Below are 25,360 nucleotides of genomic sequence, written 5' to 3' on the forward strand. Positions count from 1 at the left end.
ACATCACTCTTTTTGTCGCCCGCCATATGGCGGGTTTTTGGCATCATTTAATCTTATATTTCCCGTGGCTTATCCTATCCAACTTTAATTGAATTGCGGTTTCTTTGTTGCCATCAAAGTTTATACTAGTCGAGGTCTTTCCTTGTAACTGATATAGGCAATGAATTGATATGACTCAGGACGAACTAAAAAAAGCAGTAGGTTGGGCAGCACTCGAATTTGTTACGCCAGGAACAATTGTGGGTGTGGGGACAGGTTCAACGGCTTCACATTTTATTGATGCCCTCGGTTCCATTAAAGATCAAATTGAAGGGGCAGTATCCAGCTCTGAGGCTTCTACTGAGAAGTTAAAAAGCTTGGGAATTCCTGTATTTGATTGTAATGAAGTGGATTCCCTTGATATCTATGTTGATGGTGCGGATGAAATCAATGGCAATATGCAGATGATTAAAGGTGGCGGGGCTGCATTAACGCGCGAAAAAATCATTGCTGCAATAGCAAAAAAATTCGTTTGTATTGTTGATGCTTCTAAAAAAGTTGACGTATTGGGTAAATTTCCTCTGCCAGTCGAGGTGATCCCAATGGCTCGCGCTTATGTTGCTCGTGAGTTGGTTAAGTTGGGGGGAGTACCAGAATATCGTCAGAATGTGGTGACGGATAACGGCAATGTGATCCTTGATGTGCATAATCTAGCCATACTCGATCCTGTTGAGTTAGAGAATAAAATTAATCGTATCTCCGGTGTAGTGACTGTGGGCTTATTTGCTAACCGTGGTGCGGATATTATATTGATGGGAACACTTGATGGAGTGAAAACCATCACTCAATAATATTATTCATAGGGGGCGAAGTTTTTCGCCCTTAAAAATTTTTTCACTTTTCAAATTGGTGAAGAATTTAGTGATATATTTCATATCGCTGGTTGTTATTTAACCTAAATCCTAATTTTGTTCTCTTTCAGATCATTTTATTCCGCATAATAACTACTTTATTAAGACTTATGTGACGGGAATAGCAATCGTTTATATTGCTGTGTTCGTTTTTTTTGTTATGTTGAGAGAATGAATCTTAAATGTAACGAAGAGTAACAATAGGCAGGATAAATGGTTAAGGTATCTCTGGAAAAAGATAAGATTAAATTTTTGTTATTGGAAGGTGTGCATCAGAGCACGGTAGAAAATCTGCGGGCAGCCGGTTATAGCAATATCGAATATCATAAGGGAGCATTAGATTCCGAAGAGTTAAAAGAGACAATTCGTGATGCCCATTTTGTTGGTATCCGTTCCCGCACACAACTGACCGAAGACATTTTTCAGGCAGCCGAAAAATTGGTTGCTGTAGGTTGTTTCTGTATTGGCACCAATCAAGTTGATCTGAAAGCGGCTGCGAAACGTGGTATCCCTGTCTTTAATGCGCCATTTTCTAATACCCGTTCTGTTGCTGAAATGGTCCTTGGTGAATTGTTGTTATTGCTGCGTCGTATCCCTTTAGCGAATGCGAAAGCTCATCGAGGGGTATGGGATAAGCAGGCTAAGGGCTGCTATGAAGTGCGTGGGAAAAAATTGGGTATCATCGGTTACGGCCATATTGGTACTCAGCTTGGTATTCTGGCTGAAAATATCGGAATGGATGTCTACTTTTACGATATTGAAAACAAATTGCCATTAGGTAATGCCCATCAGGTACGTCATTTGTCAGAATTACTGAATATGAGTGATGTGGTTAGTTTGCATGTACCGGAAACGCCATCGACTAAAAATATGATTGGCGCAACCGAACTTACACTGATGAAACCGGGTTCTATCTTGATCAATGCTTCACGTGGGACGGTGGTGGATATTCCGGCATTATGTGATGCATTGGAAAGCGAACATCTATCAGGGGCGGCTGTGGATGTGTTCCCTGTTGAACCGGCAACCAATAATGATCCGTTTGAATCACCGTTGTGTAAATTTGATAATGTGTTGCTGACGCCACATATTGGTGGCTCTACCCAGGAAGCGCAAGAAAACATTGGTTATGAAGTAGCAGGAAAGTTAGCGAAATACTCTGATAATGGTTCTACCTTATCAGCAGTAAACTTCCCAGAAGTGTCTCTTCCTGTTCATGCTGATGATACCAACCGGTTTTTGCATATTCATGAAAATCGTCCGGGTATATTGAACAGTATTAACCAGGTGTTTGCTGAACAGGATATCAATATTGCCGCTCAGTATCTGCGTACCAGTGGGGACATGGGTTATGTGGTTATTGATATTGTGACTGAAAATCCGGCTCAAGCTGAAATGGTATTTCAGAAACTGAAAGCATTGCCAGGGACTATCCGTTCTCGTCTGCTTTACTGATTATTTTGATATGTCACAAATGGGCGTTTTGTGTAGGCGCCCATATTTTACTGCCACTGCCAGATTTTTTCAGGAGTGATGATTTCTGGTAATGGGATATCCCATTCGGCTGTTGGCAATGTATCGACTAATTGGCAGTTATGTGCCAAACCTATCGGATAGAAGTTTTTTTGTTGCCATTGGCTCAGTGTACGATCATAAAAACCACCACCCATGCCAAGCCGCTGCCCTGTGCGGTCAAAAGCAACCAGCGGGACCATCATAATATCCAGCTCTGATAACGGTAAAACCTGGCTAACATCTAGCGGCGGCTCTTCTATATTGAAGCGATTTCTGACAAGCGAGGTGTTGGGTTGATAGTTTAAAAACAGCAGATGGTGATGACGGAAAGGATGTAATACGGGCAGATAGATCTGCTTATTTTGTTGCCAGAGTTGGTTAATCAGTGGACGGGTATCAAGTTCACCATCAAACGAAAGAAATAGCGCGATTTTATTGGCTTGGCAAATTTTGGGGTGGTTGATTGCTCGCTCAGCAGCTTGTCTTGCAAACAGCGATTGTTGTTCAGGGGTGAGTTCACGGCGTCGCTGGCGTATTTTCTTTCTAATGCTCTGTCTGAGTGATAATAGAGACTCTGATTGCATAGAACCTGCGATTGGATAGCAGCAGCGATTAAGGTTGAGATTCTCCAAGATGCCGTTACAGGTAGTAACCCTTGAACCCTTGGTTCAAGGTGAACGCAGCGTCGCAGCTTTAAGGCTTCTCGGCCGAACCGAGCATGCACACCAGACTACGGAGCACCACATTCTATCATGTATGAAATATCGGCTCAGGGGACTTTCCCCGTTCACGAACATCTCAGAGAAATTTATTCAGCGCTTGTAAGCAACTTTGTGACACCTATTGTATGAAACTAAATACAGAAAGCAACTAATTCTCGAATGATTCACTCACTAATGTATGATTTATCAATAGAATTCATTCATTTGGTGAAGTAGTGCTCTCCGTGATGCGACCTTGTTCCACTAATGCTTGTTCTATAGTCTGTTGGAGCATCTTTATTTTCTGTTCCATATTATAGGCATAGTCACGGGTTTTCACTTTTTCTTGTGCCAATTCGTGACAGATATTCAGTGCCACAATAAAAATCAGTTGTTCAGTATTGGTTACTCTGGTGCGTTCTTTCAAATCTTCTAAACGTTGCTCAAGTTCCACAGCCGCAGCCAGTAATGCTTCTTTTTGCTCTGATGGACAATTGACACGTAGTGACCGCCCAAAAATCTGGATATCTACCGGTTGTGCAGACATGACCCCTTCCTGACTTATTACTGCGCGTCGGTTTTAATTCTGGATTGTAGAATTAAAACCGGCGCCAATCATTGTAACGCGATACCGACAGACAACTAACGATTAGCTAGGTTGTTGTCTGGTATAGCGACTCCCCTTGGTGGTAGCATAGCATGAACTTACACCGTCAACGATGACCAATACACATGTCTATACAGAATTCATTACCAGATTATCAATCTTTTGACGAAATATTGCATCAACAGTCAGTAGCGCTGACGGCAGCGGAGATGCATGGGTTGATTAGCGGCCTGCTGTGCGGCGGTAATCGCGACAGTAGTTGGCAGGTCTTAGTTCATGACTTAGCGAATGATGGGTTAGCTTTTTCCCATCCATTAGCTCAACAATTGCGTGAATTACGTGAAATCACATTTGAATCATTGGATGACAGTAATTTTGCATTCAGTTTATTGCTGCCAGATGAGGACGATAATGTGTTTGAACGAGCAGATGCATTAGCGGGATGGGTTAACCATTTTTTACTGGGATTAGGTGTTGCTCAACCGAAGTTCGCGGATAGAAAAGAGATCGGTGAGATTATTGGTGATTTGCGCAATATCGGTCTGCTTGGTTATGAAGAAAGTGATGATCAAGAAGAGCTAGCCCAGGCACTGGAAGAGGTCCTTGAATATGTGCGGGTGGCTGCACAGCTTTGCTATATCGCCTTTACTGAACCTAAAACTGTTTTAATCGCCAAAAATGATAAACCAACATTGCATTAATCGGTGTTTATTGAACGCAAAATAATTATAAGTCGCAGGAGAGGGTATGATCAAACAAGAATATTTATCCCGCCGTCAGGCTTTACTGGCAAAAATGGCTCCGGCCAGCGCAGCGATTATTTTTTCTGCCTCGCCTGCGCCACGAAATTCAGATAATGAACATCCCTATCGTCAGCATAGTGATTTCCTTTATTTGACCGGGTTTAATGAACCGGAAGCGGTGCTGATATTAATTAAGAGTGATGATACGCATAATCATAGTGTGCTTTTTAATCGAGCGCGTGACCTGACTGCGGAAATTTGGTTTGGTCGTCGTCTTGGGCAAGAAGCGGCGCCGGAAAAACTGGGTGTTGACCGAGCTTTGCCTTTTGATGAGATCAAGGAGGAGCTTTATCAATTACTGAATGGTTTGGATGTGGTTTATCACGCACAGGGCGAATTTGCCTACGCCGATGAAATTGTCTTTCATGCGTTGGATATATTAAGAAAAGGCGGTCGCCGTAATCTTTCTGCGCCTTTAACGATGACTGACTGGCGCCCTTGGGTGCATGAAATGCGGTTGTTCAAATCCAAGGCAGAAATTGAAGTTATGCGCCGGGCAGGTGAAATCAGTGCGCAGGCTCATATGCGTGCGATGAAAATTTGCCGCCCAGGTATGTTTGAGTATCAACTGGAAGCCGAAATTCATCACGAATTTACTTATCAGGGGGCTCGCTACCCTGCTTACAACACGATTGTCGGGAGTGGTGAAAATAGCTGTATTCTGCACTACACCGAGAATGAAAGTAGGATGAAAGAGGGTGACTTGGTGTTGGTTGACGCAGGTTGTGAATATCTGGGTTATGCCGGAGATATCACCCGTACTTTCCCTGTCAATGGCAAGTTTACCCGTGCTCAGCGTGAAATTTACGATATCGTCCTGAAAACGCTCAATGTCTCATTGGAATTGTATAAGCCGGGAACCAGCATCAACAAAGTCACAGAACATGTCGTTCAGATTATGGTAGAAGAGTTGGTGAAACTGGGCGTTATGCACGGTGAAGTTGAACATTTAATCGAAACTAAAGCCTATCGTCAGTTCTTTATGCATGGCTTGAGTCATTGGTTAGGGTTGGATGTGCATGATGTCGGTGACTATGGTGTAGAGCGTGACCGTATTTTGCAACCAGGGATGATATTGACTGTTGAACCGGGGCTTTATATTGCACCGGATGCCGATGTGCCGATGGAATATCGTGGTATCGGTATTCGTATCGAAGATGATATTTTGATCACTGAAACAGGTAATGAAAACCTGACGGCCAGTGTCGTTAAAGAAGCTGATGAGATTGAAGCTCTGATGGCGGAAGCAAAACAGGGTTAAGTTAAAGAATGAACGTGATTATCGTTGGTGGAGGCATGACCGGCGCGACGCTTGCGCTGGCGATATCTTCCCTGAGTAAGGGGCAGATTCATGTGTCCCTGATTGAAGCAGCAGAGCCGGAGCAGACACATCCCGGTTTTGATGCCAGAGCGATAGCGCTGGCTTATGGAACTTGTCAGCGTTTACAGCAGATTGGCGTTTGGTCTGCTCTGGAAGATTATGTGATACCAATAACTCACGTTCATGTTAGTGATCGTGGTCATGCAGGGTTTGTGAACCTTTATGCAAAAGAATATAACATTCCAGCTTTAGGTAATGTTATCGAATTGTACGATGCAGGTCGGTGTTTGTTCAGGTTGCTGAAAAATACGCCTGGTGTAACCCTCTATTGTCCATCCAGGGTTATGGCTGTTGAAAGAACGCTGTCATCGGTCGCTGTCACTCTGGACAGCGGCGAACGACTGCAAGGTGAATTGCTGGTAGCGGCGGATGGCAGCCATTCTGCTATTGGTCACGCCTGTAATATTCAGTGGCGACGGCACGCTTATGAACAGGTTGCCGTGATTACCAATGTACTGACCTCAGAGCATCCGCGAGGCAGTGCATTTGAACGTTTCACAGAACATGGCCCGCTTGCTTTGTTGCCAATGTCTGGGGGGCGAAGCTCGCTGGTATGGTGCCATCAGTTGGCGCGGAAAAAGGAGATAGCGGGTTGGAATAATGAGCAATTTCTTCGGCAGTTACAGCAAGCATTTGGCTGGAGACTAGGGAAAATATTGGAAACCGGTCAGCGTCATAGCTATCCATTGACTCTATCTACTGCAAATCAACAAATTAGCCACCGATTAGCATTGGTGGGAAATGCCGCGCAAACATTACATCCGATTGCAGGTCAGGGTTTCAATCTTGGTATGCGAGATGTTATGACACTGGCTCAGATTGTTTCTGAGGCTTTTGCTGCGGGTCAGGATATCGGTGATTATCAGGTTCTGGCTAACTATCAACAGAAACGGGTTTTAGATCGGGAAAACACCATCGATATTACCGATGGATTGATACGGATATTTGCCAATCGTTATTTTCCATTACAAGTCGGGCGTCACTTCGGCCTGATAATGATGGAAAAATGCTCTCCTATGCGGGATATACTGGCCCGTCAGACTCTGGGTTGGGTCGCCCAAAGATAACCGCAGATCAAGCAGACAAAATAAGAGGACATTATTATTATGCAATCATTTGACGTGGTTATCGCTGGCGGCGGTATGGTTGGTTTAGCGCTTGCCTGTGGTTTACAAGGCAGTGGCTTGCGGGTGGCCGTGGTGGAGAGCTATCCGCCTACTCAACCCGTTATTGCTGGAGAAGAGTATGCTTTGCGGGTTTCTGCAATTAATGCAGCCAGTGAACGCTTATTACAGCATCTTGGCGTGTGGCGACATATTCTGGATATGCGCACCAGTCCTTATCAGAAAATGGAGGTTTGGGAGCGGGATAGCTTTGGCCGTATTCAGTTCAGCGCGGCTGAATATGGGCTGGAATATCTTGGTCATATCATTGAAAACCGGGTTATTCGTGAAACATTATGGAAAAAAGCGGATAGCTTATCTGATGTAACCATTTTGGCGCCGGCGGCTTTGCAACAGGTTGCCTGGGGTGAAAATGAAGCTTTTATGACTTTATCCGATGGTCGCATGTTAACTGCTCGTTTAGTTGTTGGTGCTGATGGCGCTCATTCATGGTTGCGTCAACATGCTGATATCCCTCTCACATTCTGGGATTATGAACATCATGCATTGGTAGCCACTATTCGCACCGAAGAGCCGCACGGCCGGGTTGCCCGTCAGGTCTTTTATGGTGAGGGTATTTTGGCGTTTTTGCCCCTTGCCGATCCTCATTTGTGTTCTATCGTCTGGTCACTACCGGGTGAAGTTGCTGAACAGTACAAACAGTTTGATCATCAGCGTTTCAACCAGCAATTGGCGGTAGATTTTGATCTGCGCCTTGGTCAATGTGAACTGATGGGTGAACGTCTGACAATCCCACTAACCGGTCGCTATGCCCGTAATTTTGCGGCTCATCGGCTGGCTCTGTTGGGAGATGCCGCTCACACTATTCACCCATTGGCAGGTCAGGGAGTAAATTTGGGCTTTATGGATGTCGCTGAACTGATAGGTGAACTGCGTCGTTTGCATAGTCAGGGAAAAGATATTGGTCAGCACTTTTATTTACGTCGCTATGAACGCCGACGTAAACATGCTGCTGCTGTGATGCTGGCTGGAATGCAAGGTTTTCGTCAATTATTTGATGGCAATAATCCGGCGAAAAAACTTTTGCGGGATGTCGGGTTATCTCTGGCAAATAATTTACCGGGAATTAAACCTAAATTACTTCATCAGGCAATGGGATTGAATGATTTGCCGGACTGGCTCTCTTCTAAATCCTATTCGGCTGAAAAAATCTAATTTAGCCTCTGCTTATCGATAACTTTTTCTCATATCTTGCTGAAATATGAATAGGTGATTTTATTCATATTTCAGTTAGCTTGTAACAGAAAATGGGTGTTTTCTAAAGTTAATTGTTAATTTTGAGTATTATGACTCATTTTAATAGTTGAAAATTCTGCATACTCATAACACGTTTTTTGATGGTCACTGGATTGAACCCTATTTTTACTTATGGTTCATTTTGGTTTTCAGTGATAACTTTCATTTTAAGATATCGTTTGCGTCGCGTTTTTTAGCCGCTTTTTGTTCATGATTCACAGTATCTGTCGGTTAATACGCGGTATGTTTTCATGTAGGAAATGAAAAGAGGGAAATAATGGCAAAACAAACTCCATTGTATGACCAGCATCTGGCTTGTGGTGCGCGTATGGTAGATTTTCATGGCTGGATGATGCCTTTGCATTATGGTTCACAAATGGATGAGCATCATACTGTTCGCACTCATGCCGGTATGTTTGATGTTTCCCATATGACGATTGTGGATCTGCATGGTACTGGTTGCCGTGATTTCCTGCGTTATTTGCTGGCAAATGACATTGCTAAACTGACAGAAAAGGGCAAAGCCTTATACACCGGGATGCTTAATGCTTCTGGCGGTGTAATTGATGACCTGATTGTTTATTACCTTAGCAATGATTTTTATCGATTGGTGGTCAATTCTGCGACTCGTGAGAAAGATCTGGCATGGATTAATGAACATGTAGCCAGTTACCCGGTTGATATTCAGGTTCGTGATGATCTGGCATTAATTGCGGTTCAGGGGCCGGAAGCTCAGGCAAAAGTAGAGTCTCTATTGGATGATGAACAAAAACAGACGATTGCCGGAATGAAACCTTTCTTTGGTGTTCAGGCGGGGGATCTGTTTATCGCAACAACGGGTTATACCGGTGAAGCGGGTTATGAAGTGGCATTACCAAAAGAGCAAGCAGTGGATTTCTGGCAAAAATTGCTGAGTGTCGGCGTCAAGCCCGCGGGGTTAGGTGCGCGTGATACATTGCGACTTGAAGCCGGTATGAACCTCTATGGGCAGGAAATGGATGAAACCATTTCTCCCCTTGCGGCTAACATGGGCTGGACAATCGCTTGGAAACCCGAAGATCGCCAGTTTATTGGTCGTGAAGCGCTAGAAAAACAGCGTGAAGAGGGTACCGAGCAGTTAGTTGGCTTGGTGATGAGAGAAAAGGGTGTGTTACGCGGTGGCTTAATAGTTAGTTTTACTGATGAGATGGGCGCCTTACATTCTGGCGTTATTACCAGTGGTACGTTCTCTCCAACATTAGGATTCAGTATTGCCCTTGCCCGTGTGCCGCAGGGGATTGGTGAACAGGCGGTTGTCCAAATCCGCAATCGTGAAATGCCGGTTCAGGTAGTCAAACCTAGTTTTGTACGGGCGGGTAAACCTCTCGTATAGTCATTTTTATCGAATAATAACTTGATGAGTAAATAGCAATTTATCCCAGTAGGCATGATTGGCGTAGGGGCACAACATAGCCTAATAGGGATAGATTCTAGGATTGAAGGAGATGATGGTAATGAGTAATGTACCCGCAGAGTTAAGATATGCCCAATCACATGAGTGGGTTCGTGCAGAAGGTAATGGTGAATACACTGTAGGTATTACCGAGCATGCACAGGAGCTGCTAGGCGATATGGTTTTTGTCGATTTGCCGGAAGTAGGTGATGAAATCAATCTTGGCGATGATTGCGCGGTTGTTGAATCAGTGAAAGCGGCTTCTGATATCTATGCGCCATTGAGTGGTGAAATTATTGCCGTCAATGAAGCGCTAAATGACTCGCCTGAATTGGTTAACAGTGAGCCTTATAACGAAGGTTGGCTATTCCGTATTAAAGCCTCTGATGAAAGTGAACTTTCGGGTTTGCTGGATGCCGAAGGATATCAGGCACTTCTGGACGAAGAAGAATAATATGCTTACCGTCGCCCTGTTTCACATTGTGAGCAGGGCGTTTTTATTTGTATGCCATTTCTGGCCAGCTTCAGGAATTAGTAACAAATGACCCAGACACTAAGCCAACTCGAAAACCAGGGCGAGTTTATCCGCCGTCATATTGGCTCTTCCGCCGAACAGCAAAAAGAGATGCTGGCGACGGTGGGGGCAAGTTCCCTCAATGACTTAACACAGAAAATTGTTCCCCGTGATATCGTGTTGCCAGAGCCGCCCGATGTTGGCGGTGGCGCAACTGAACAACAAGCACTAGCTGAACTGAAAGCGATTGCCAGCCAAAATAAACGTTACCAATCCTATATTGGTATGGGGTATGTGCCTGCGGTGCTTCCGCCGGTGATTTTGCGTAATTTATTAGAAAATCCCGGCTGGTATACCGCTTATACACCTTATCAACCAGAAGTTTCTCAAGGTCGCCTTGAATCACTGCTGAATTTCCAACAAGTGACGATCGATTTGACGGGGCTGGATATTGCTTCTGCCTCTTTGCTGGATGAAGCTACCGCGGCGGCTGAAGCAATGGCAATGGCAAAACGTACCAGCAAACTGAAAAATGCTGACCGTTTTTTTGTGGCTGATGATATCCATCCTCAAACATTAGACGTTGTTCGTACCCGTGCGGAAACCTTTGGCTTTGATGTGATTGTGGATAAAGCAGAAAAAGTCTTGGAGCTGGACGGTGTATTTGGTGTGTTGTTGCAACAGGTTGGCACAACCGGTGAAGTTCATGATTATGCTGATCTGATCGCACAACTGAAACAGCGCAAAATCATTGTCAGTGTTGCCGCTGACTTGATGGCGTTGGTGCTTTTAACCGCACCGGGTAAACAGGGGGCTGACATTGTATTTGGTTCTGCCCAACGCTTTGGGGTACCGATGGGTTATGGCGGTCCCCACGCAGCATTTTTTGCCAGCCGTGATGAATTCAAACGCTCTATGCCGGGACGTATTATTGGCGTTTCCCGTGATGCGGCAGGTAATGCGGCACTGCGCATGGCAATGCAGACTCGTGAACAGCATATCCGTCGTGAGAAAGCGAATTCCAACATTTGTACGGCTCAGGTGCTGTTGGCAAATATCGCCGGGATGTATGCGGTATATCATGGTTCTAAGGGGCTGAAACGCATTGCGGGCCGTATTCATCGTCTGGCTGACATCTTGGCGGCCGGGTTACAAAAAGCTGGATTTACTCTACGTTACAAAACTTGGTTTGATACGCTGACGGTTGAAGTCGCTGATAAAGCGGCAGTATTAGCACGGGCAGAAAAAGCTGAAATCAATTTGCGTACCGATATTTATGGCGCGGTGGGTATCACATTGAGTGAAGCTACCGGTCGTGATGATCTGGTCAAATTGTTCTCTGTGCTGACAGGCACGGATGACAAGCTAGATGTTGAAGCACTGGATCAAGCGCTGATGACGGAAAGTCACTCCATTCCTGCATCCATGTTGCGCAGTGATGAAATCCTTCAGCATCCAAATTTCAACTGCTATCACAGCGAAACAGATATGATGCGCTATATGCATCGTCTTGAGCGCCGAGATTTGGCACTGAATCAGGCTATGATCCCATTGGGTTCTTGCACCATGAAACTTAATGCTGCGGCAGAAATGCTACCGATCTCTTGGCCTGAATTTAATGAACTACACCCATTCTGTCCGCCAGAGCAAGCGCAGGGTTATCAGCAAATGATCAGCCAATTATCTCACTGGCTGGTGCAACTGACAGGTTATGATGCCGTTTGTATGCAACCAAACTCCGGTGCACAGGGTGAATATGCCGGTCTGCTTGCTATTCGCCGTTACCACGAAAGTCGTGGAGAAGGGCATCGTCATATCTGTTTAATCCCAAGTTCTGCTCATGGTACTAACCCGGCTTCTGCTCATATGGCAGGCATGACAGTGGTGGTAGTGAGTTGCGACAAAGAGGGCAACATTGATCTGGCAGACCTGCGTGAAAAAGCGGAAAAATCCGGTGGCGAACTTTCTTGCATCATGGTGACTTACCCATCAACCCACGGCGTATATGAAGAAACTATTCGTCAGGTGTGTGAAATCATTCATCAGCATGGTGGTCAGGTTTACCTTGATGGCGCGAATATGAACGCGCAGGTTGGCATCACTGCGCCCGGTTTTATCGGTGCTGATGTTTCACACCTCAACCTGCATAAAACATTCTGTATCCCACACGGCGGCGGTGGTCCAGGAATGGGGCCGATTGGCGTAAAAGCTCATTTAGCGCCGTTCTTACCGGGGCACTCGGTAGTTCAAATGGATGGCATTACGGAACAGAGAGCTGTGTCTGCGGCGCCATTTGGTAGTGCTTCTATTCTGCCTATTAGCTGGATGTATATCCGTATGATGGGTTCACAAGGATTAAAACAGGCAAGCCAGACGGCGATTTTGAATGCTAACTATATTGCTGCTCGCTTAAAGAATGATTATGACGTGTTGTATACCGGTCATAATGGTTATGTGGCGCATGAGTGTATTTTGGATATTCGACCGTTGAAAGAAGAGTTTGGTATCAGCGAGATGGATATTGCCAAGCGCTTGATTGACTACGGCTTCCATGCGCCAACCATGTCATTCCCGGTTGCTGGCACGCTAATGGTGGAACCTACAGAATCAGAAAGCAAAGTAGAAATTGATCGCTTTGTGGATGCGATGCTGGCGATCCGTGCTGAAATTGGCAAAGTGGCAAAAGGCGAGTGGTCATTAGAAGATAACCCATTGGTCAATGCGCCTCACGTACAAGCTGAATTGGTTTCTGACTGGAGCCATAGTTACAGCCGTGAAACCGCGGTTTTCCCAACCCTGGAAACCAAAACCAATAAATATTGGCCTGCGGTTAAACGCCTTGATGATGTTTACGGTGATCGTAATCTGCATTGTTCCTGTGCACCTATCAGTGATTATCAATAATCACTAAGTCATGGCAACACCGGTATAATTACTGGTGTTGCTATTGTTTATATTTATTGGCGAAATTGATTTAAATATAAAATTATTTTATATATTTAATGTCTTTTTCTCCCGAATTTTACGTGCCATTTCTAACCTAATAGTATCTTTCATTATTACTATTGTTATTTAATAAAATGTTTTTATTGATATTTTATTTAAATAAGTTTTTATGGGTAATGATATTTCATTAATAAATAATTGAAACTATTATTAATATAATAATTTATTATTACTGTATGATATTCATAATCTTTAGTCTTTTCCTTCTACTCCGTCACCATTTAGCATCTCCAACCTTAACGCTATTTTCTGGCATTTAATATGTCAGATTCTCCATTATCAGGATTAAAAATCCAGACGCTGATCACATTTTATACTAATGATTTAGACGGACAAATAATTAGCCATTAGAATAGTTTAATTATGTCACTATCGAATTATTAATATTTTCTATGGAAAGATTATCGCTTTATCACCGCAGTCTGGCAGCACTTATCCTGCTGGCCATATCTGAATGGACTCATGTTTCAACATCGGGTGCTTTGGGATCTATTTATCTCACTATTCACCGGATTGAATTTGCAGGGACAGAAAGTTTGTCCCGGTTAGACCAAGAATACTCGATGCATCCTTATTTATCCGCTGGTTTAACTTTGCTGGATATCAACGCACGGGTACGAAAAACCGTTAATACCTCATTGGGTAATTTATTAGTCAGCATTACTGACTTTGCCGCACTTAAATTAAGAAAAGGGACAGTACGATGGATAAACTCCACAACTCGATGGCCAGGGTCACGAGTTATCTTTTAATTTACCTGACGGCAATCCAGCCATTGCACCCGGCTATGGCTGTCGGCATAACACCGGATAACAACCGCACACAGGTACAAAATCAGGGCAATGTACCGGTGGTGAATATCGCCACGCCGAATGATGCAGGGATATCTCACAACACCTATCAAGAATTCAATGTCGCCTCTCAGGGGGCCGTACTTAATAACGCGACACAGGCGGCTCAATCGCAACTGACAGGGCAACTCAACGCGAACCCTAACCTGAAAGGCAAAGCGGCGGAACTGATTATTAACGAAGTCACCGGCAGTGGCCGCTCTGACCTGCAAGGCCAGTTGGAAATTGTTGGCAATAAAGCCAACGTGATGATTGCCAACCCTAACGGCATTACCTGTGATGGTTGTGGTTTTATTAATACCACCGGCGCAACCCTGACCACCGGTAAGCCCCAATTTGATCAACAGGGCGCACTAGAAGCACTGGAAGTGAAAAAAGGCCAGATTACCATTGGCGGCAAAGGGCTGGACGGCAAGACGACGGATTATGTCGATATCATCAGCCGGGCGACGGAGTTGAATGGAAAAATTCAGGCTAACACCCTGTCGCTAACTCAGGGGGCCAACCGTATTAGCTTGAAAGACGGCACGGTTAAACCTATCGCCGGAGAAGGGGCAAAACCGCAATTAGCGGTTGATACCAAAGCCTTAGGCGGCATGTATGCCAATAAAATCCGACTGGTTGCCACTGAAGACGGGGTTGGGGTTAATCTCACCAATCTGACCACAACCCAAGACGCTATCAGTTTAACCGCTGAGGGTAAAATTATCTTGGGGGAGGTACAAGCTAAGGCCGATATCAACATCAACAGTAAAGCCATTGAAACGGCAGAACAAAGCCATGTACAAGCGGGTCAACATCTGAGATTGACTACCGAGACACTGCGCAATCAAGGCCGAATCCGTGCGGGTGGCGATGTCGCGATTAAAGCGACTAAACTGGATAATGTAAACCCGACTAAGAAAAGTCACCCTATTATTACCGCGGGTAAAAACAACAGCATCACTGCTAACGAGATAAATAATGTTGGCGAGTTAAGCGCGGCGCAAAACCTCACCCTGACAGGCAAAAATTTTTCAACCAAAGCGATAAAAGACAGTCAGGAAAATATCATCGGTAAACTGAGTGCTGGTGGGGATCTGACGGCGACATTTCAAGATACATTTCGTTTTGATTTTGATAAAGAACATTTTAAAGCGGGAAACAAACCCACGGATCTGGCGTTAATCACCGGGAAAAACATTTCTCTCACTGCCCGAGATTTAGTAAATCGTGCGTCAATGAGGGCAGGACAAAACTTAACCGCTGACGCGGAAACGATCTATTTAGGCCAGGGGAATTTACAAGCCGGGAACCATGTCATGTTGGATGGAAAGTCACACCTTGATGTGAATGGTTATGATATCTCCGGTCATGATGTGACCTTGCTTGCCAGCCGGGGAATGCTGTCTGTTGTCTCTGGGGACGACTATACCCCGGAAGGAACAAGGGTATTAACCACGCTTTCTGCTGATAACCTATTACGCATTATCGCCGATGGTCCTATTGATATTGCAGATACCCTGATTAACCGGGCGAAAAATATCTTTTTGGCAACCAATGATAAACTTGAGATTTATGCCTCGGGTGATTTAATTGATGAACAGAGTCCACTTAGTGACGACGCTAAACAAGAATTAATTAATCAGCGTCTGCGCCAGCTTAGCCAATTGCAAGCGGATGAAAATATTGAGATCCATGCAGGAAAGATTGTCGATCTGAGAAGTATTTCTTTAACCGCGGGGAAGGATATCACGCTGACCAGTGGCGGCATACTTGATGTGAGTAAAATCACAGCAGAGAACCCCTATGAATATTCAAATGAGCATGGAGATAACTATGAAAAACATGATGAATATGAAAATGCCGATGACGAGGAAGACGAACAATCTTACCCACAATTTCAATTCCCGATAATAAAAAGTACCCTCACTGCCGGCAATAACTTAACCATTAATACCGGTGGTGACATTATTGATACTGAGGCAACGTTATTGGCAAAAGGGACAACTGCCATCACCAAAAACAACGCAGAGTTGCATTCACCGGCGGGGAAGTATAACTCAGTTGAAGGGAAATATACGCCGGTGACTTCTGCGCTGATTGAAAGTGCGTTAAGTCATGCTCCTCAACTGACAATAAACTTCTCAGAAGTAGAAGGAGAAGTCCCGGGGATTAAACTGGCGGATAAACAAACCCGGATCACCTCGAAAAACAATCGCCCTATTATTCATATTGCGGCACCTAACGCCCGTGGTGTTTCACATAACCGTTATCATGAATTTAATGTTGGCGCTGCGGGACTGGTATTGAATAACGCGACCCATGATACGCAGTCTCTACTGGCGGGGCAAATTGGCGCCAATCTTAACTTCAAAGGTCAATCAGCTGAACTGATTATTAATGAAGTCGTGGGGACCTTAGCTTCAAATCTGCAAGGGCTGTTGGAGGTGGTGGGGCAAAAAGCCGATGTCCTCATTGCCAACCCGAACGGCATTACCTGTAATGGCTGTCGTTTTGTGAATACCCCGGCTGTCACCTTATCGACCGGGAACCCGGTGTTTGATAAAGAGGGCGCGTTAGCGGCTCTGGAAGTGAAAAAAGGCGCCATCACCTTGGGTGAAAAGGGACTGGATGCAACGGCGCAAGATTCTATCGATATCATCAGCCGGACCACTAAGCTTAACGGTAAACTACAGGCGAAAAACCTGACATTGACACAAGGCCCCAACCGGATTGATTTCAAACGCGGGACTCTTGTCCCTATTGCAGAAGAAGGTTATACCCCTTGGAAAGCGATTGATACCGGGTTATTGGGGGGAATGTATGCCAATAAAATCCGTCTGGTGAGTACCGAGCCGGGTAAGGCTGTCAATCTGACTAACCTGACGGCAACCCAAGGCGACATCAGTCTGACGGCGGATGGAAAGGTGATTCTGGGGGATGTACAGGCTAAAACGGATATCACCGTTAACGGTAAAGACATTGAAACGGCGAAACAAAGTCATATGCAAGCCGGTCAACATCTGATACTGACAACCGATACATTGCAGAGTCGGGGACGAATTGGCGCCGACGGTGATGTCACCATTAAAGCGAAAACCTTGTCTTTAGATGGGGGAAATATCACCGCCGGGAACCAGGTTCTGCTACAGGGAAAGAACAGTTTTACGGTGCGTGGCACTGATATTTCAGGTCATGACATTACCTTAATCTCCAGCGGTGGTGGTATTTCTGTTTCATCTGGAGGCGATAATTCCACTGCGGCAGGTACACGGGCGCTATCTACTATTTCTGCGGCTAATACGTTACATATTCTGTCTGAGCAGGGAATATCGCTTTCAAATACGTTAATTAACCGGGCAAAAAATATCTTTTTGGCGGCTAATGGTCGGGTTGATATTAATCAGCATTTGGCAGCGGATAAGAATATTGATCTTCACGCTGGATGGGGGATAAATTTGGATGGGATTTCCCTGACCGCCGGGAAAGATATTACCCTGACCAGTGGTGGCTCGATTAATATTGGCAAGGTCACTGCCGACAACGATTTAGCCTTGATTGCCCGCAGCAATATAACGGAGACAACATTATCGGCAGAAGGAGCGACCACAGTCGCCCAATATAGTACCGCGTTGCACTTAGCCGACGGGAAATATACGCCGGTGACTTCGGCGTTGATTGATCTTGCATTAAGCAATGCCCCACAACTGACCATCAATATCCCAGAAATAGCCGGTGGAATACCCGGGGTTCAACTGGCGGATAAGCGAGCGCGGATTGCTGTGAGAAATAACCTGCCTATTATCCATATTGCGGCGCCTAATTCTCAAGGTATTTCACATAACCGTTATCGAGAGTTTAATGTTGGGGCTGCCGGGCTGGTACTCAATAATGCTACCGAAGCTACCCAATCCGTACTGGCGGGACAAATTGGGGCAAACCCTCACTTTAACGGTAAATCGGCTGAGTTGATTATTAATGAAGTGGTGGGGACTTTAGCCTCAAATCTACAGGGCCTGTTGGAAGTGGTGGGGCAAAAAGCTGCTGTCTTCATCGCTAACCCGAACGGCATAACCTGTAATGGCTGTGGCTTTATCAATACCCCGGCTGTCACCTTATCGACGGGTAAGCCGATGTTTGATAAAGAGGGCGCGTTAGCGGCCCTGGAAGTGAAAAAAGGCGCCATAACCTTTGATGAAAAGGGGCTGGATGCAACGGCGCAGGATGATGTCGATATTATCAGCCGGGCCACGATACTTAACGGCAAAGTGCAGGCGAAAAACCTGACATTGACACAAGGGTCCAACCGGATTGATTTCAAACGCGGGACTCTTGTCCCTATTGCAGGCGAAGGTAATACCCCTTGGAACGCGATTGATACCGGGTCATTGGGGGGAATGTATGCCAATAAAATCCGTCTGGTGAGTACTGAGGCGGGTAAGAAAGTTAACCTGACCAACCTGACTGCAACGCAAGGCGACATTAGTCTGACGGCGGATGGCAAGGTGACACTGGGAGATGTACAGGCCAAAACGGATATCACCGTTAGCAGTAAAGACATTAAAACGGCGGAACAGAGCCATGTACAGGCAGGGAAAGATATCACGCTTGCCGCGAACACGCTAAACAACACTGGTAAGATTATCGCAGAAGGTGACGCGCGGTTATTTATCGACCATTTATACAATCAGAATAAGGGGCTGATTCAGGCAAATAACCATCTCTGGTTGCAAAAAGATGCGAGCGGTAATTTAAGCACTGAAATTAACAACACTTCAGCGACGCTAAAAACCCATAACGGCGATATTATTATTCGCACAAAAGCGTTAAATAATGACAGGGATGCTAGCGTCGCTGCGGGAATGAACGCTTATATCAATGCGACAAAGCTGGATAACAGCCAAAGCCAGTTTCATGCGAAGAAAAATCTCATCTTAACCGGTCACGACTTTAACCACGGGATGGACGGTAAACTTTCAGCCGATCTAAATGTGGTGGCCGATTTTATTAATCAATTCAACGGAACGGCATTCATACTGGCGAAAAATATTCTGCTTCATGCCGGTGAAATTATCAATATAGGCCACCTCAAAGCGGACAATGATCTGTCCGTCATCGCTGAACGTAGAATGAATGCCCGCCAAAATACACTGGAAGCAAAGAGAAATCTGACTTTGATTGCGGGCAAAGATATTGAGGCATTTCAAGTCGGGTTGAAGGGAGAAAATATTGAACTGCTTACGCACGAAGGTGACATCCGTATGTGGGGGGACGGTTCGCGTATTTCGGCCAGCGACAATTTGCAGATATTCGCGGATCACAAACTGGATCTCTATGATCTTTTGTTCGATAAATCAAACACGATAACGTTAAACGCGGGTCATGAAATTGATGTCAGTCAGATTAAATTGGCCGCACAGAAAAATCTGACACTCATTGCGGGCAAAGGCATCACTGCCCGTGAAACTGGGCTGAAAGGGGAAAATGTTGAGCTTCTCGCGCGTGAAGGCAATATTCAAATGGGCGGGCATGATTCGCGTATTTCGGCCAGCAATAATGTGCAGATGTTTGCGGGACACGAACTGAATATCCAGGATCTTTTGTTCGATAAAGCCAACAATATGACATTAAACGCGGGGAGTGAAATTAATGCCGACCGGGTTAAATTAGTGGCAAATAAAAATCTGACCTTAATTGCGGGCAAGGATATCACCGCCCGTCAGGCAGAATTAAAGGGAGAAAATGTTGAACTTCTGGTGCGTGAAGGCGATATCCAAATGGGACGGAATCGGTCTCATGAGTTATTAGCCTCAATTTCGGCCGATAATCATTTGCGGATTTCAGCAGGCAACGATCTGGATCTCTCCGGTACCCGGTTGGATAAATCACAAAACCTGACATTAAGTGCGGGTCGTAACCTGAATGCCAGTCGAAGCCAATTGAACGCGGCGGGCAATATTAATCTGTTTGCGGGAAATGATTTAATGTTGCGGCAAGCTGGTATCCGGGCGGGGCAACAAGTCATGCTCAGTGCGGGCCGCGATATTGATATATCTCGCCCCAATACGCCAGAGAGCCTGTTTTATTTATCCGAATTAGATGGATTAGACAAATTCTCTGAATTAGGCACGCAAATTACCGCGGGTGATCACCTGCAACTCAGTGCAGGGGAAGATATCGCGGGTATCGCGAGATTAACATCGACTAAAGGAAATGTCTCGGTTAACGCTGGCCGAGATTTACTGTTCTCTGCCCGGAAATATTCGCCGATTAATGATGGCGATAAACAATACCTTTATGCCGCCAGCGCCATCAACGCGGCCCAAAATCTCACATTAATTGCGGCAGGCAACCTATTGACATCCGGGGCCAGCTTGACATCCGGCAGTGATATGCGGCTTTCCGCGGGTGGAAATGTTCGTTTTGAGTCGCGACAAGAATTTATCCGCGAAGGGAATATTGAGCGCTTTACGCAACACGCCAGCCGGTTGAATAGTGGCGGCGGATTAACTATCCGCTCTCAGGGCAGTATTTTATTCCAGGCGACGGAATTAATCGCCAAGGGTGTAATGGATATCGCGGCAACAGGCGGTTTTCTCTATGCGCAAGCAATGGAAGAAGTCTATAGGCGGGAAGAAACAGAGAAAAGCTGTAAAGGTTTGGGGCCCATAAAGTCGTGTAAAGTGTTTGGGTCTAAAACAGAACATCGAGTACAAATCAAGAAGACCAACAAAGTCACGGAATTTACGGCCGGGGGTGATATTAACCTGATGGCAAAAGATGAGGTGACATTGGAAGCGAGTCGGATAGAAACCAGTAAAAACGCGAAAATCACCAGCCAGACAGGGAAAGTGAACTTCAAGGCGATGCTCAATATTGATTTTGAGCAGACCATCACGACGTCAAAAGGCTTTTTTATTACACAGCGCGATAAAGGTCATCGTGAAGAGACCTGGATAATTCCGTCAGTGCATGTTGGCGGTATGCTGACGGTGGATGCGGCGAAAGGCATCAATGCGGATGTGAAAGTAAAAGAGGGGCAGTTACTGGAAGACGCGTTAGGAGTACTGGGTAACACCCCCGGCACCGAATGGTTGAAAAATCTTCAAAACCGCAATGATGTCCAGTGGAATCAGGTTAAGGACGCTTACAGTAGCTGGGACAAAAAAAGCGAAAGCTTAAACCCCGTAGTGGGTGCGGTGATTGCGATTGCGGTCGCTGCGGTCACGGCGGGTTCGGGTTTGGCGGCTTGGGCGGGAAGTGGCGCCGTGGGGGCGACAGGCGCCACGGGAGCTACGGCGAGCGCGGTTTATGGGGCGGCTTATGGCGGAATGATAGGGTTGACCTCGCAGGCGGCGGTGGCCTTAGTTGAAAATAAAGGGGATCTCACCAAGACACTGGCAGCCTTAGCGAAACGTGAAGCCGTCAAATCCCTTGTTACCCAAATCGCCGTGGGTGGCGCATTAGGGGGCTTAGACCACACGATGGGCTGGGGAAAATTAGTGGAGGGAAAAGGCGTTGTCGATCCGATAAAAGCGCAGCTTCCCTTATTGAGTAATCAGAATTGGAGTCAGGTGGCCCAGCGTGTTGCGGCGCAATCCATCGTGAGTTCAACAATAGGGACGGCGATTAACGGCGGCAGTTTTACGGATAACCTGCAAACCGCGCTGTTGAGCAATATTGGTAATCAGATTAATGCGGAAGGTGCCAAACTGATTGGTGATCAGGGGCAGATTCTGGATGTTCCGGGTAAAGCGATTAGCCATGCAGCAGTGTCTGCGCTGGCGCGGAGATTAGCGGTGGAGATGCTAAAGGGGCGGCAGTGGGCGCATTAGCCGCAGAACTGGCCGCCATCACCTTGGATAAAACCTTTAGCGATCCGATGGCAATTCAGGCCGGTGGTAAAATCATCGGCGGCGCTGCGGGAGCCATTGCAACCAACAGCGCAGAAGGCGCCAACAGTGGCGCCAATGCCGGTGAAATGGTGATTGTCTATAATTCACTGGCACATCTTCTGTCCGCCGCAGAGAAAGAAAAGTCGGGAACACTCAAAACCTACGAGGAAAAGAAGCAAACTTTTTGTCAGCAGTCACCGGAGGCATGTAAACAAGCTGGAGGTGTCATCAGTTTTGGTACTGACTTCGTGCCGATTGTCGGAGATATCAAAGGTTTTGTTGAGGCTGAAAGCGCGTTAGATTATCTGGCCGCCGCAGTGGCGATTATTCCAGGTGCGGGAGATGCCGCCGGGAAAACTATCAAGGCGGTAGAGAAAGCCTTACAGAAAGGTGATATTGGGGAAGCTTCTAAACTGCTTAATAAGGCCAGTGATGAAATAGCCTCAGTATCACGCCCCGGTCACAAACAGTCAGAAATTGATGTAGGAAAAGATTTGGGAGATGGCTGGAATGGTCAGGTTACATTTAAAGAGGGCAAAGAAGTTCCCTATGGCACTAAAGGCAGTGTTCGTCCAGACTGGTGTCAGGGCAATATTTGTAGTGTTGAAGTGAAGAACTATAATATTGCAACGAACAAAAATGGCTTGATTAATAATGTTGCCAAACAGGCGATTGAACGGCAGAAGAATCTACCTGCGGGGATGGAACAACGGATAGTTATTGATGTTCGAGGGCAAGCAATGACATTTCAGCAAGAGGCTGCTATCAGAAAAGGTATTGTTGAAAAATCTAACGGCATGATTAGCGCCTCATCAATTAGGTTCAAGACATAATGAGAAATATAGGATTTAGCGGTGGAAGTTCTACAAAAGAGCTTGGAACAGTCAATGATGTTGTATTGTTTTTTGAATGTTTGAAACTCTTTGTTGAACAGAAGTATCCAGAACAAAACTGGCATCTTTTAACAGATAGACTTTATAAACGTTATTTACGTCAAGAAGAGATAGAGGATGCTAAGGCTCAGATGGAACAAGTACGTCAACTATTTATGAACTTGCCAAGTTCATCAGTTGAATGGGGCACGGTAAGCTTGGCTAATGTTGAAGAAAGCAGATTGGATCTTAGCTTTCCTATGTTATCAGACGTATTTTTTCGTTATTTTGACGCTTTTTCATATTGCATTGAATCTGCAAAGGTAAATTATGAGGAATTTAAGTCATATCCAGACTACAAGTACGAACCTGTAAAAATAGTAATTACTGATATGCCTTTGTATATGGAAGATCAATATCGTTCCTTAGAACAATACGATGCTTTAAGCCCAGATGATCCGCCATTCTGGTTACGTTAAAGAAGTTCTCGATATGCTGAATTGACCAAAAAATTGGAATAGCTCAGGTTACACTAAACAGCTAATGATATCTGAGTTCGGAATTCTACCGGACTCAGGCCATTCAATTTTAAAGGTTTTGTAGAGGCTAAGAGCGCGTTAGATTATCTGGCCGCCGCAGTGGCGATTATTCCAGGTGCGGGAGATGCCGCTGGGAAGGCTATCAAGGCAGCAGAGAAAGCCTTACAAAAAGGTGACGTTGGCGAAGCTTCCAAACTGATTAATAAGGCCAGTGGTGAAATCTCTGCATATAACTCGGCAACCTATCCGAAATTGAAACATGACTTGGCAAAACAAAATTTGCACAATATCGCTTCACAGGATTCAAGACTAGCCGCAGCGATTAAGGGAGATAATGGTAAGGTTAACTTTGGCATAGGAAATGGAAGTCGTGAAGAAGCTGATCGGTTAGGTAAGATATGGGTTGGTGATGGAGCAAGACCAACCAGTGACGGAACTGGATTAGTTAGTGCTGATGGCACTCGTATATATCGTTTCCCGGCAGAGAAGAAAAATAGCAAGCATTCCTCAACAGGAGTTCAAGCTAATTTTGAAACCTTTAAAATAAACCCATCTACGGGCGATAAGATTAAAGTAGGAAACGGTCATTTGGATATTCAATAGGATAAATTTTTATGAAAGCGGAACTAAAAAGCATTTCTAGTGATGATTATGATCTAGATTTATATTTTCCTGATGACGACGAGAAATTTTTATTAAAGGTCATATTGCGCATTGGTGAAAAAGATAGCAAGGAAGCAGATAATTTTGATTTACTTATTTGTACTCCAAATTGGTTAAAAAATAACCACTGGACTCCTCAATTAATCAGGCACATGTTACTAGTGCGTAAATATGATCTGGATGAAATCACAAAGACGATTACAGATTATATCGACCAGTGCGAAGGTGATGATTGGATGGGAATAGCCCAAAAGCTTTCCCGAGTTTTTGCCTGGGAGTATGAGGATTACCAAGATTAACATTGATAGCCCCGGCCTTATACCTGCCTCTCAATCCGATCTCTTGGTTAAGAGACAGAACTTGGCTGGGGTTTCTTTACCCTCTGGTTACTACTTACCTATCAGCGAAAATTAGTCACAAAGCTGACGGCAATAACATTGGATGAAACCTTTAGCGACCCGATGGCAATTCAGGCCGGTGGTAAAATCATTGGTGGCGTTGCGGGAGCCATTGCAACCAACAGCGCAGAAGGTGCCAACAGTGGTGCCAATGCCGGTGAAATGGTGATTGTCTACAATTCGCTGGTGTCAGGGCAATATTTGTAGTGTTGAAGTGAAGAACTATAATATTGCGACGAACAAAAATGGCTTGATTAATAATGTTGCCAGACAGGCGATTGAACGGCAGAAGAATCTGCCAGCAGGAATGGAACAACGGATAGTTATTGATGTTCGAGGGCAAACCGTGTCACTAGAACAGGAGAGGGAAATTATTAAAGGCATTGTTCAAAAATCAAATGGAATTATAGACCCAGCAGTGATCGAATTTAAAGGGTAACTAACATGAAACATATCGGTTTTTATGGTGGTAGTTCTATTGTGGAACTTGGTTCTGTTTCAGAAATGACCCAATTTTTTTCTATTTTAAATGAACAGATACACGATATTAACGATCGAAAAATCTTGTTTCAGTTTTACCAGAAGTATCTTCATCTTTATGAATTAGAAACAGCATCTTCGCTAGTAACACAACTCCAGCAGAAATTATCAAAGGAGCAGAAATGCAGATTTTTTAAATATTTTGAAGGAATAGAGCGTTGTATAAAATCCGCTCAAGTATTTCATGAAGACTGGGGTATTTATAAGCCAGTCAGAATAGTGATAACAGACATGCCTGATTTTATGACAGATAGAGATCGCCCTCTTGAGCAATACGATGCTTTAGGTCCAGATGACCCGCCATTCTGGTTACGTTAAAGAAGTTCTCGATATGCTGAACTGACCAAAAAA

Annotated in this window: 20 protein-coding genes and 1 other RNA gene; 18 read left to right on the top strand and 3 right to left on the bottom strand. The window is 45.1% G+C overall.

What is annotated here, in order from left to right:
* The first annotated feature begins 170 nt into the window (after positions 1–170).
* On the top strand, positions 171–830 hold the full coding sequence (rpiA, locus tag EAE90_RS01155; RefSeq protein ID WP_214051897.1) for a ribose-5-phosphate isomerase RpiA: 660 nt from the start codon (positions 171–173) through the stop codon (positions 828–830).
* A gap of 273 nt (positions 831–1,103) precedes the next feature.
* Positions 1,104–2,345, top strand: coding sequence for a phosphoglycerate dehydrogenase (gene serA / locus EAE90_RS01160; protein ID WP_214051898.1), 1,242 nt, complete (start codon positions 1,104–1,106; stop codon positions 2,343–2,345).
* Between the two features lie 47 nt (positions 2,346–2,392).
* Here serA and EAE90_RS01165 read toward each other — a convergent pair whose 3' ends face one another.
* The 3 genes from EAE90_RS01165 to zapA all read right to left on the bottom strand — a co-directional run bounded on the left by EAE90_RS01165 (position 2,393) and on the right by zapA (position 3,653).
* On the bottom strand, positions 2,393–2,989 hold the full coding sequence (locus tag EAE90_RS01165; protein WP_214051899.1) for a 5-formyltetrahydrofolate cyclo-ligase: 597 nt from the start codon (positions 2,987–2,989) through the stop codon (positions 2,393–2,395).
* Positions 2,990–3,026: 37 nt separating this feature from the next.
* Positions 3,027–3,213, bottom strand: a non-coding RNA gene (gene ssrS / locus EAE90_RS01170) — 6S RNA.
* A gap of 110 nt (positions 3,214–3,323) precedes the next feature.
* On the bottom strand, positions 3,324–3,653 hold the full coding sequence (gene zapA, locus EAE90_RS01175) for a cell division protein ZapA (RefSeq protein WP_214051900.1): 330 nt from the start codon (positions 3,651–3,653) through the stop codon (positions 3,324–3,326).
* A 185-nt stretch (positions 3,654–3,838) separates the two neighbouring features.
* Between zapA and EAE90_RS01180 the strand changes: the two genes are divergently transcribed.
* The 16 genes from EAE90_RS01180 to EAE90_RS01255 all read left to right on the top strand — a co-directional run bounded on the left by EAE90_RS01180 (position 3,839) and on the right by EAE90_RS01255 (position 25,327).
* The gene (locus EAE90_RS01180) at positions 3,839–4,414 is read left to right on the top strand and encodes a YecA/YgfB family protein (RefSeq protein ID WP_214051901.1); all 576 of its coding nucleotides are present in this window, start codon (positions 3,839–3,841) and stop codon (positions 4,412–4,414) included.
* A 46-nt stretch (positions 4,415–4,460) separates the two neighbouring features.
* Positions 4,461–5,777 (top strand): Xaa-Pro aminopeptidase, encoded by a 1,317-nt coding sequence (gene pepP / locus EAE90_RS01185; protein ID WP_214051902.1) that lies wholly within the window; start codon positions 4,461–4,463, stop codon positions 5,775–5,777.
* A gap of 8 nt (positions 5,778–5,785) precedes the next feature.
* Entirely contained in the window at positions 5,786–6,964 is a 1,179-nt protein-coding gene (gene ubiH / locus EAE90_RS01190; RefSeq protein ID WP_214051903.1) for a 2-octaprenyl-6-methoxyphenyl hydroxylase, read from the top strand.
* Between the two features lie 39 nt (positions 6,965–7,003).
* A complete protein-coding gene (gene ubiI, locus EAE90_RS01195; protein ID WP_214051904.1) occupies positions 7,004–8,236 on the top strand; it encodes an FAD-dependent 2-octaprenylphenol hydroxylase in 1,233 nt (410 codons plus the stop codon).
* A 358-nt stretch (positions 8,237–8,594) separates the two neighbouring features.
* A complete protein-coding gene (gene gcvT, locus EAE90_RS01200) occupies positions 8,595–9,689 on the top strand; it encodes a glycine cleavage system aminomethyltransferase GcvT (RefSeq protein ID WP_214051905.1) in 1,095 nt (364 codons plus the stop codon).
* 121 nt (positions 9,690–9,810) lie between these two features.
* Positions 9,811–10,203, top strand: coding sequence for a glycine cleavage system protein GcvH (gene gcvH, locus EAE90_RS01205; RefSeq protein ID WP_214051906.1), 393 nt, complete (start codon positions 9,811–9,813; stop codon positions 10,201–10,203).
* 87 nt (positions 10,204–10,290) lie between these two features.
* Positions 10,291–13,167 carry an aminomethyl-transferring glycine dehydrogenase gene (gene gcvP, locus EAE90_RS01210; protein ID WP_214051907.1) on the top strand — a complete coding sequence of 959 codons (2,877 nt, stop codon included), beginning with the start codon at positions 10,291–10,293 and terminating at the stop codon, positions 13,165–13,167.
* Between the two features lie 494 nt (positions 13,168–13,661).
* Positions 13,662–14,021 carry a hypothetical protein gene (locus EAE90_RS01215; RefSeq protein ID WP_214051908.1) on the top strand — a complete coding sequence of 120 codons (360 nt, stop codon included), beginning with the start codon at positions 13,662–13,664 and terminating at the stop codon, positions 14,019–14,021.
* A complete protein-coding gene (locus tag EAE90_RS01220) occupies positions 13,973–21,937 on the top strand; it encodes a two-partner secretion domain-containing protein (RefSeq protein WP_214051909.1) in 7,965 nt (2,654 codons plus the stop codon). Before EAE90_RS01215 ends, EAE90_RS01220 begins: the two co-directional genes overlap by 49 nt.
* The gene (locus EAE90_RS23560; RefSeq protein WP_246550181.1) at positions 21,925–22,830 is read left to right on the top strand and encodes a hypothetical protein; all 906 of its coding nucleotides are present in this window, start codon (positions 21,925–21,927) and stop codon (positions 22,828–22,830) included. Before EAE90_RS01220 ends, EAE90_RS23560 begins: the two co-directional genes overlap by 13 nt.
* Positions 22,830–23,348, top strand: coding sequence for a hypothetical protein (locus tag EAE90_RS01230; RefSeq protein ID WP_036782107.1), 519 nt, complete (start codon positions 22,830–22,832; stop codon positions 23,346–23,348). The genes EAE90_RS23560 and EAE90_RS01230 overlap by 1 nt, the downstream gene beginning before the upstream one ends.
* Positions 23,349–23,507: 159 nt before the next feature.
* Positions 23,508–24,011, top strand: coding sequence for a filamentous hemagglutinin (locus EAE90_RS01235; protein ID WP_238326583.1), 504 nt, complete (start codon positions 23,508–23,510; stop codon positions 24,009–24,011).
* Between the two features lie 11 nt (positions 24,012–24,022).
* Positions 24,023–24,370, top strand: a complete 348-nt coding sequence (locus EAE90_RS01240) for an immunity 8 family protein (protein WP_040154113.1) — start codon at positions 24,023–24,025, stop codon at positions 24,368–24,370.
* Between the two features lie 162 nt (positions 24,371–24,532).
* Positions 24,533–24,676, top strand: coding sequence for a VENN motif pre-toxin domain-containing protein (locus EAE90_RS01245; protein WP_214051910.1), 144 nt, complete (start codon positions 24,533–24,535; stop codon positions 24,674–24,676).
* Entirely contained in the window at positions 24,639–24,908 is a 270-nt protein-coding gene (locus tag EAE90_RS01250) for a hypothetical protein (protein ID WP_246550183.1), read from the top strand. Before EAE90_RS01245 ends, EAE90_RS01250 begins: the two co-directional genes overlap by 38 nt.
* 5 nt (positions 24,909–24,913) lie before the next feature.
* On the top strand, positions 24,914–25,327 hold the full coding sequence (locus EAE90_RS01255; protein ID WP_036782101.1) for a hypothetical protein: 414 nt from the start codon (positions 24,914–24,916) through the stop codon (positions 25,325–25,327).
* The last annotated feature ends 33 nt before the right edge of the window (positions 25,328–25,360 follow it).

It is taken from the genome of Photorhabdus caribbeanensis (genome assembly GCF_018448885.1).
GTDB lineage: Bacteria > Pseudomonadota > Gammaproteobacteria > Enterobacterales > Enterobacteriaceae > Photorhabdus > Photorhabdus caribbeanensis.

Coding starts and splice junctions, on each gene's coding strand:
- rpiA (WP_214051897.1), top strand. CDS start 171: ATGACTCAGGACGAACTAAAAAAAGCAGTAGGTTGGGCAGCACTCGAA.
- serA (WP_214051898.1), top strand. CDS start 1,104: ATGGTTAAGGTATCTCTGGAAAAAGATAAGATTAAATTTTTGTTATTG.
- EAE90_RS01165 (WP_214051899.1), bottom strand. CDS start 2,989: ATGCAATCAGAGTCTCTATTATCACTCAGACAGAGCATTAGAAAGAAA.
- zapA (WP_214051900.1), bottom strand. CDS start 3,653: ATGTCTGCACAACCGGTAGATATCCAGATTTTTGGGCGGTCACTACGT.
- EAE90_RS01180 (WP_214051901.1), top strand. CDS start 3,839: ATGTCTATACAGAATTCATTACCAGATTATCAATCTTTTGACGAAATA.
- pepP (WP_214051902.1), top strand. CDS start 4,461: ATGATCAAACAAGAATATTTATCCCGCCGTCAGGCTTTACTGGCAAAA.
- ubiH (WP_214051903.1), top strand. CDS start 5,786: ATGAACGTGATTATCGTTGGTGGAGGCATGACCGGCGCGACGCTTGCG.
- ubiI (WP_214051904.1), top strand. CDS start 7,004: ATGCAATCATTTGACGTGGTTATCGCTGGCGGCGGTATGGTTGGTTTA.
- gcvT (WP_214051905.1), top strand. CDS start 8,595: ATGGCAAAACAAACTCCATTGTATGACCAGCATCTGGCTTGTGGTGCG.
- gcvH (WP_214051906.1), top strand. CDS start 9,811: ATGAGTAATGTACCCGCAGAGTTAAGATATGCCCAATCACATGAGTGG.
- gcvP (WP_214051907.1), top strand. CDS start 10,291: ATGACCCAGACACTAAGCCAACTCGAAAACCAGGGCGAGTTTATCCGC.
- EAE90_RS01215 (WP_214051908.1), top strand. CDS start 13,662: ATGGAAAGATTATCGCTTTATCACCGCAGTCTGGCAGCACTTATCCTG.
- EAE90_RS01220 (WP_214051909.1), top strand. CDS start 13,973: ATGGATAAACTCCACAACTCGATGGCCAGGGTCACGAGTTATCTTTTA.
- EAE90_RS01230 (WP_036782107.1), top strand. CDS start 22,830: ATGAGAAATATAGGATTTAGCGGTGGAAGTTCTACAAAAGAGCTTGGA.
- EAE90_RS01240 (WP_040154113.1), top strand. CDS start 24,023: ATGAAAGCGGAACTAAAAAGCATTTCTAGTGATGATTATGATCTAGAT.
- EAE90_RS01245 (WP_214051910.1), top strand. CDS start 24,533: ATGGCAATTCAGGCCGGTGGTAAAATCATTGGTGGCGTTGCGGGAGCC.
- EAE90_RS01255 (WP_036782101.1), top strand. CDS start 24,914: ATGAAACATATCGGTTTTTATGGTGGTAGTTCTATTGTGGAACTTGGT.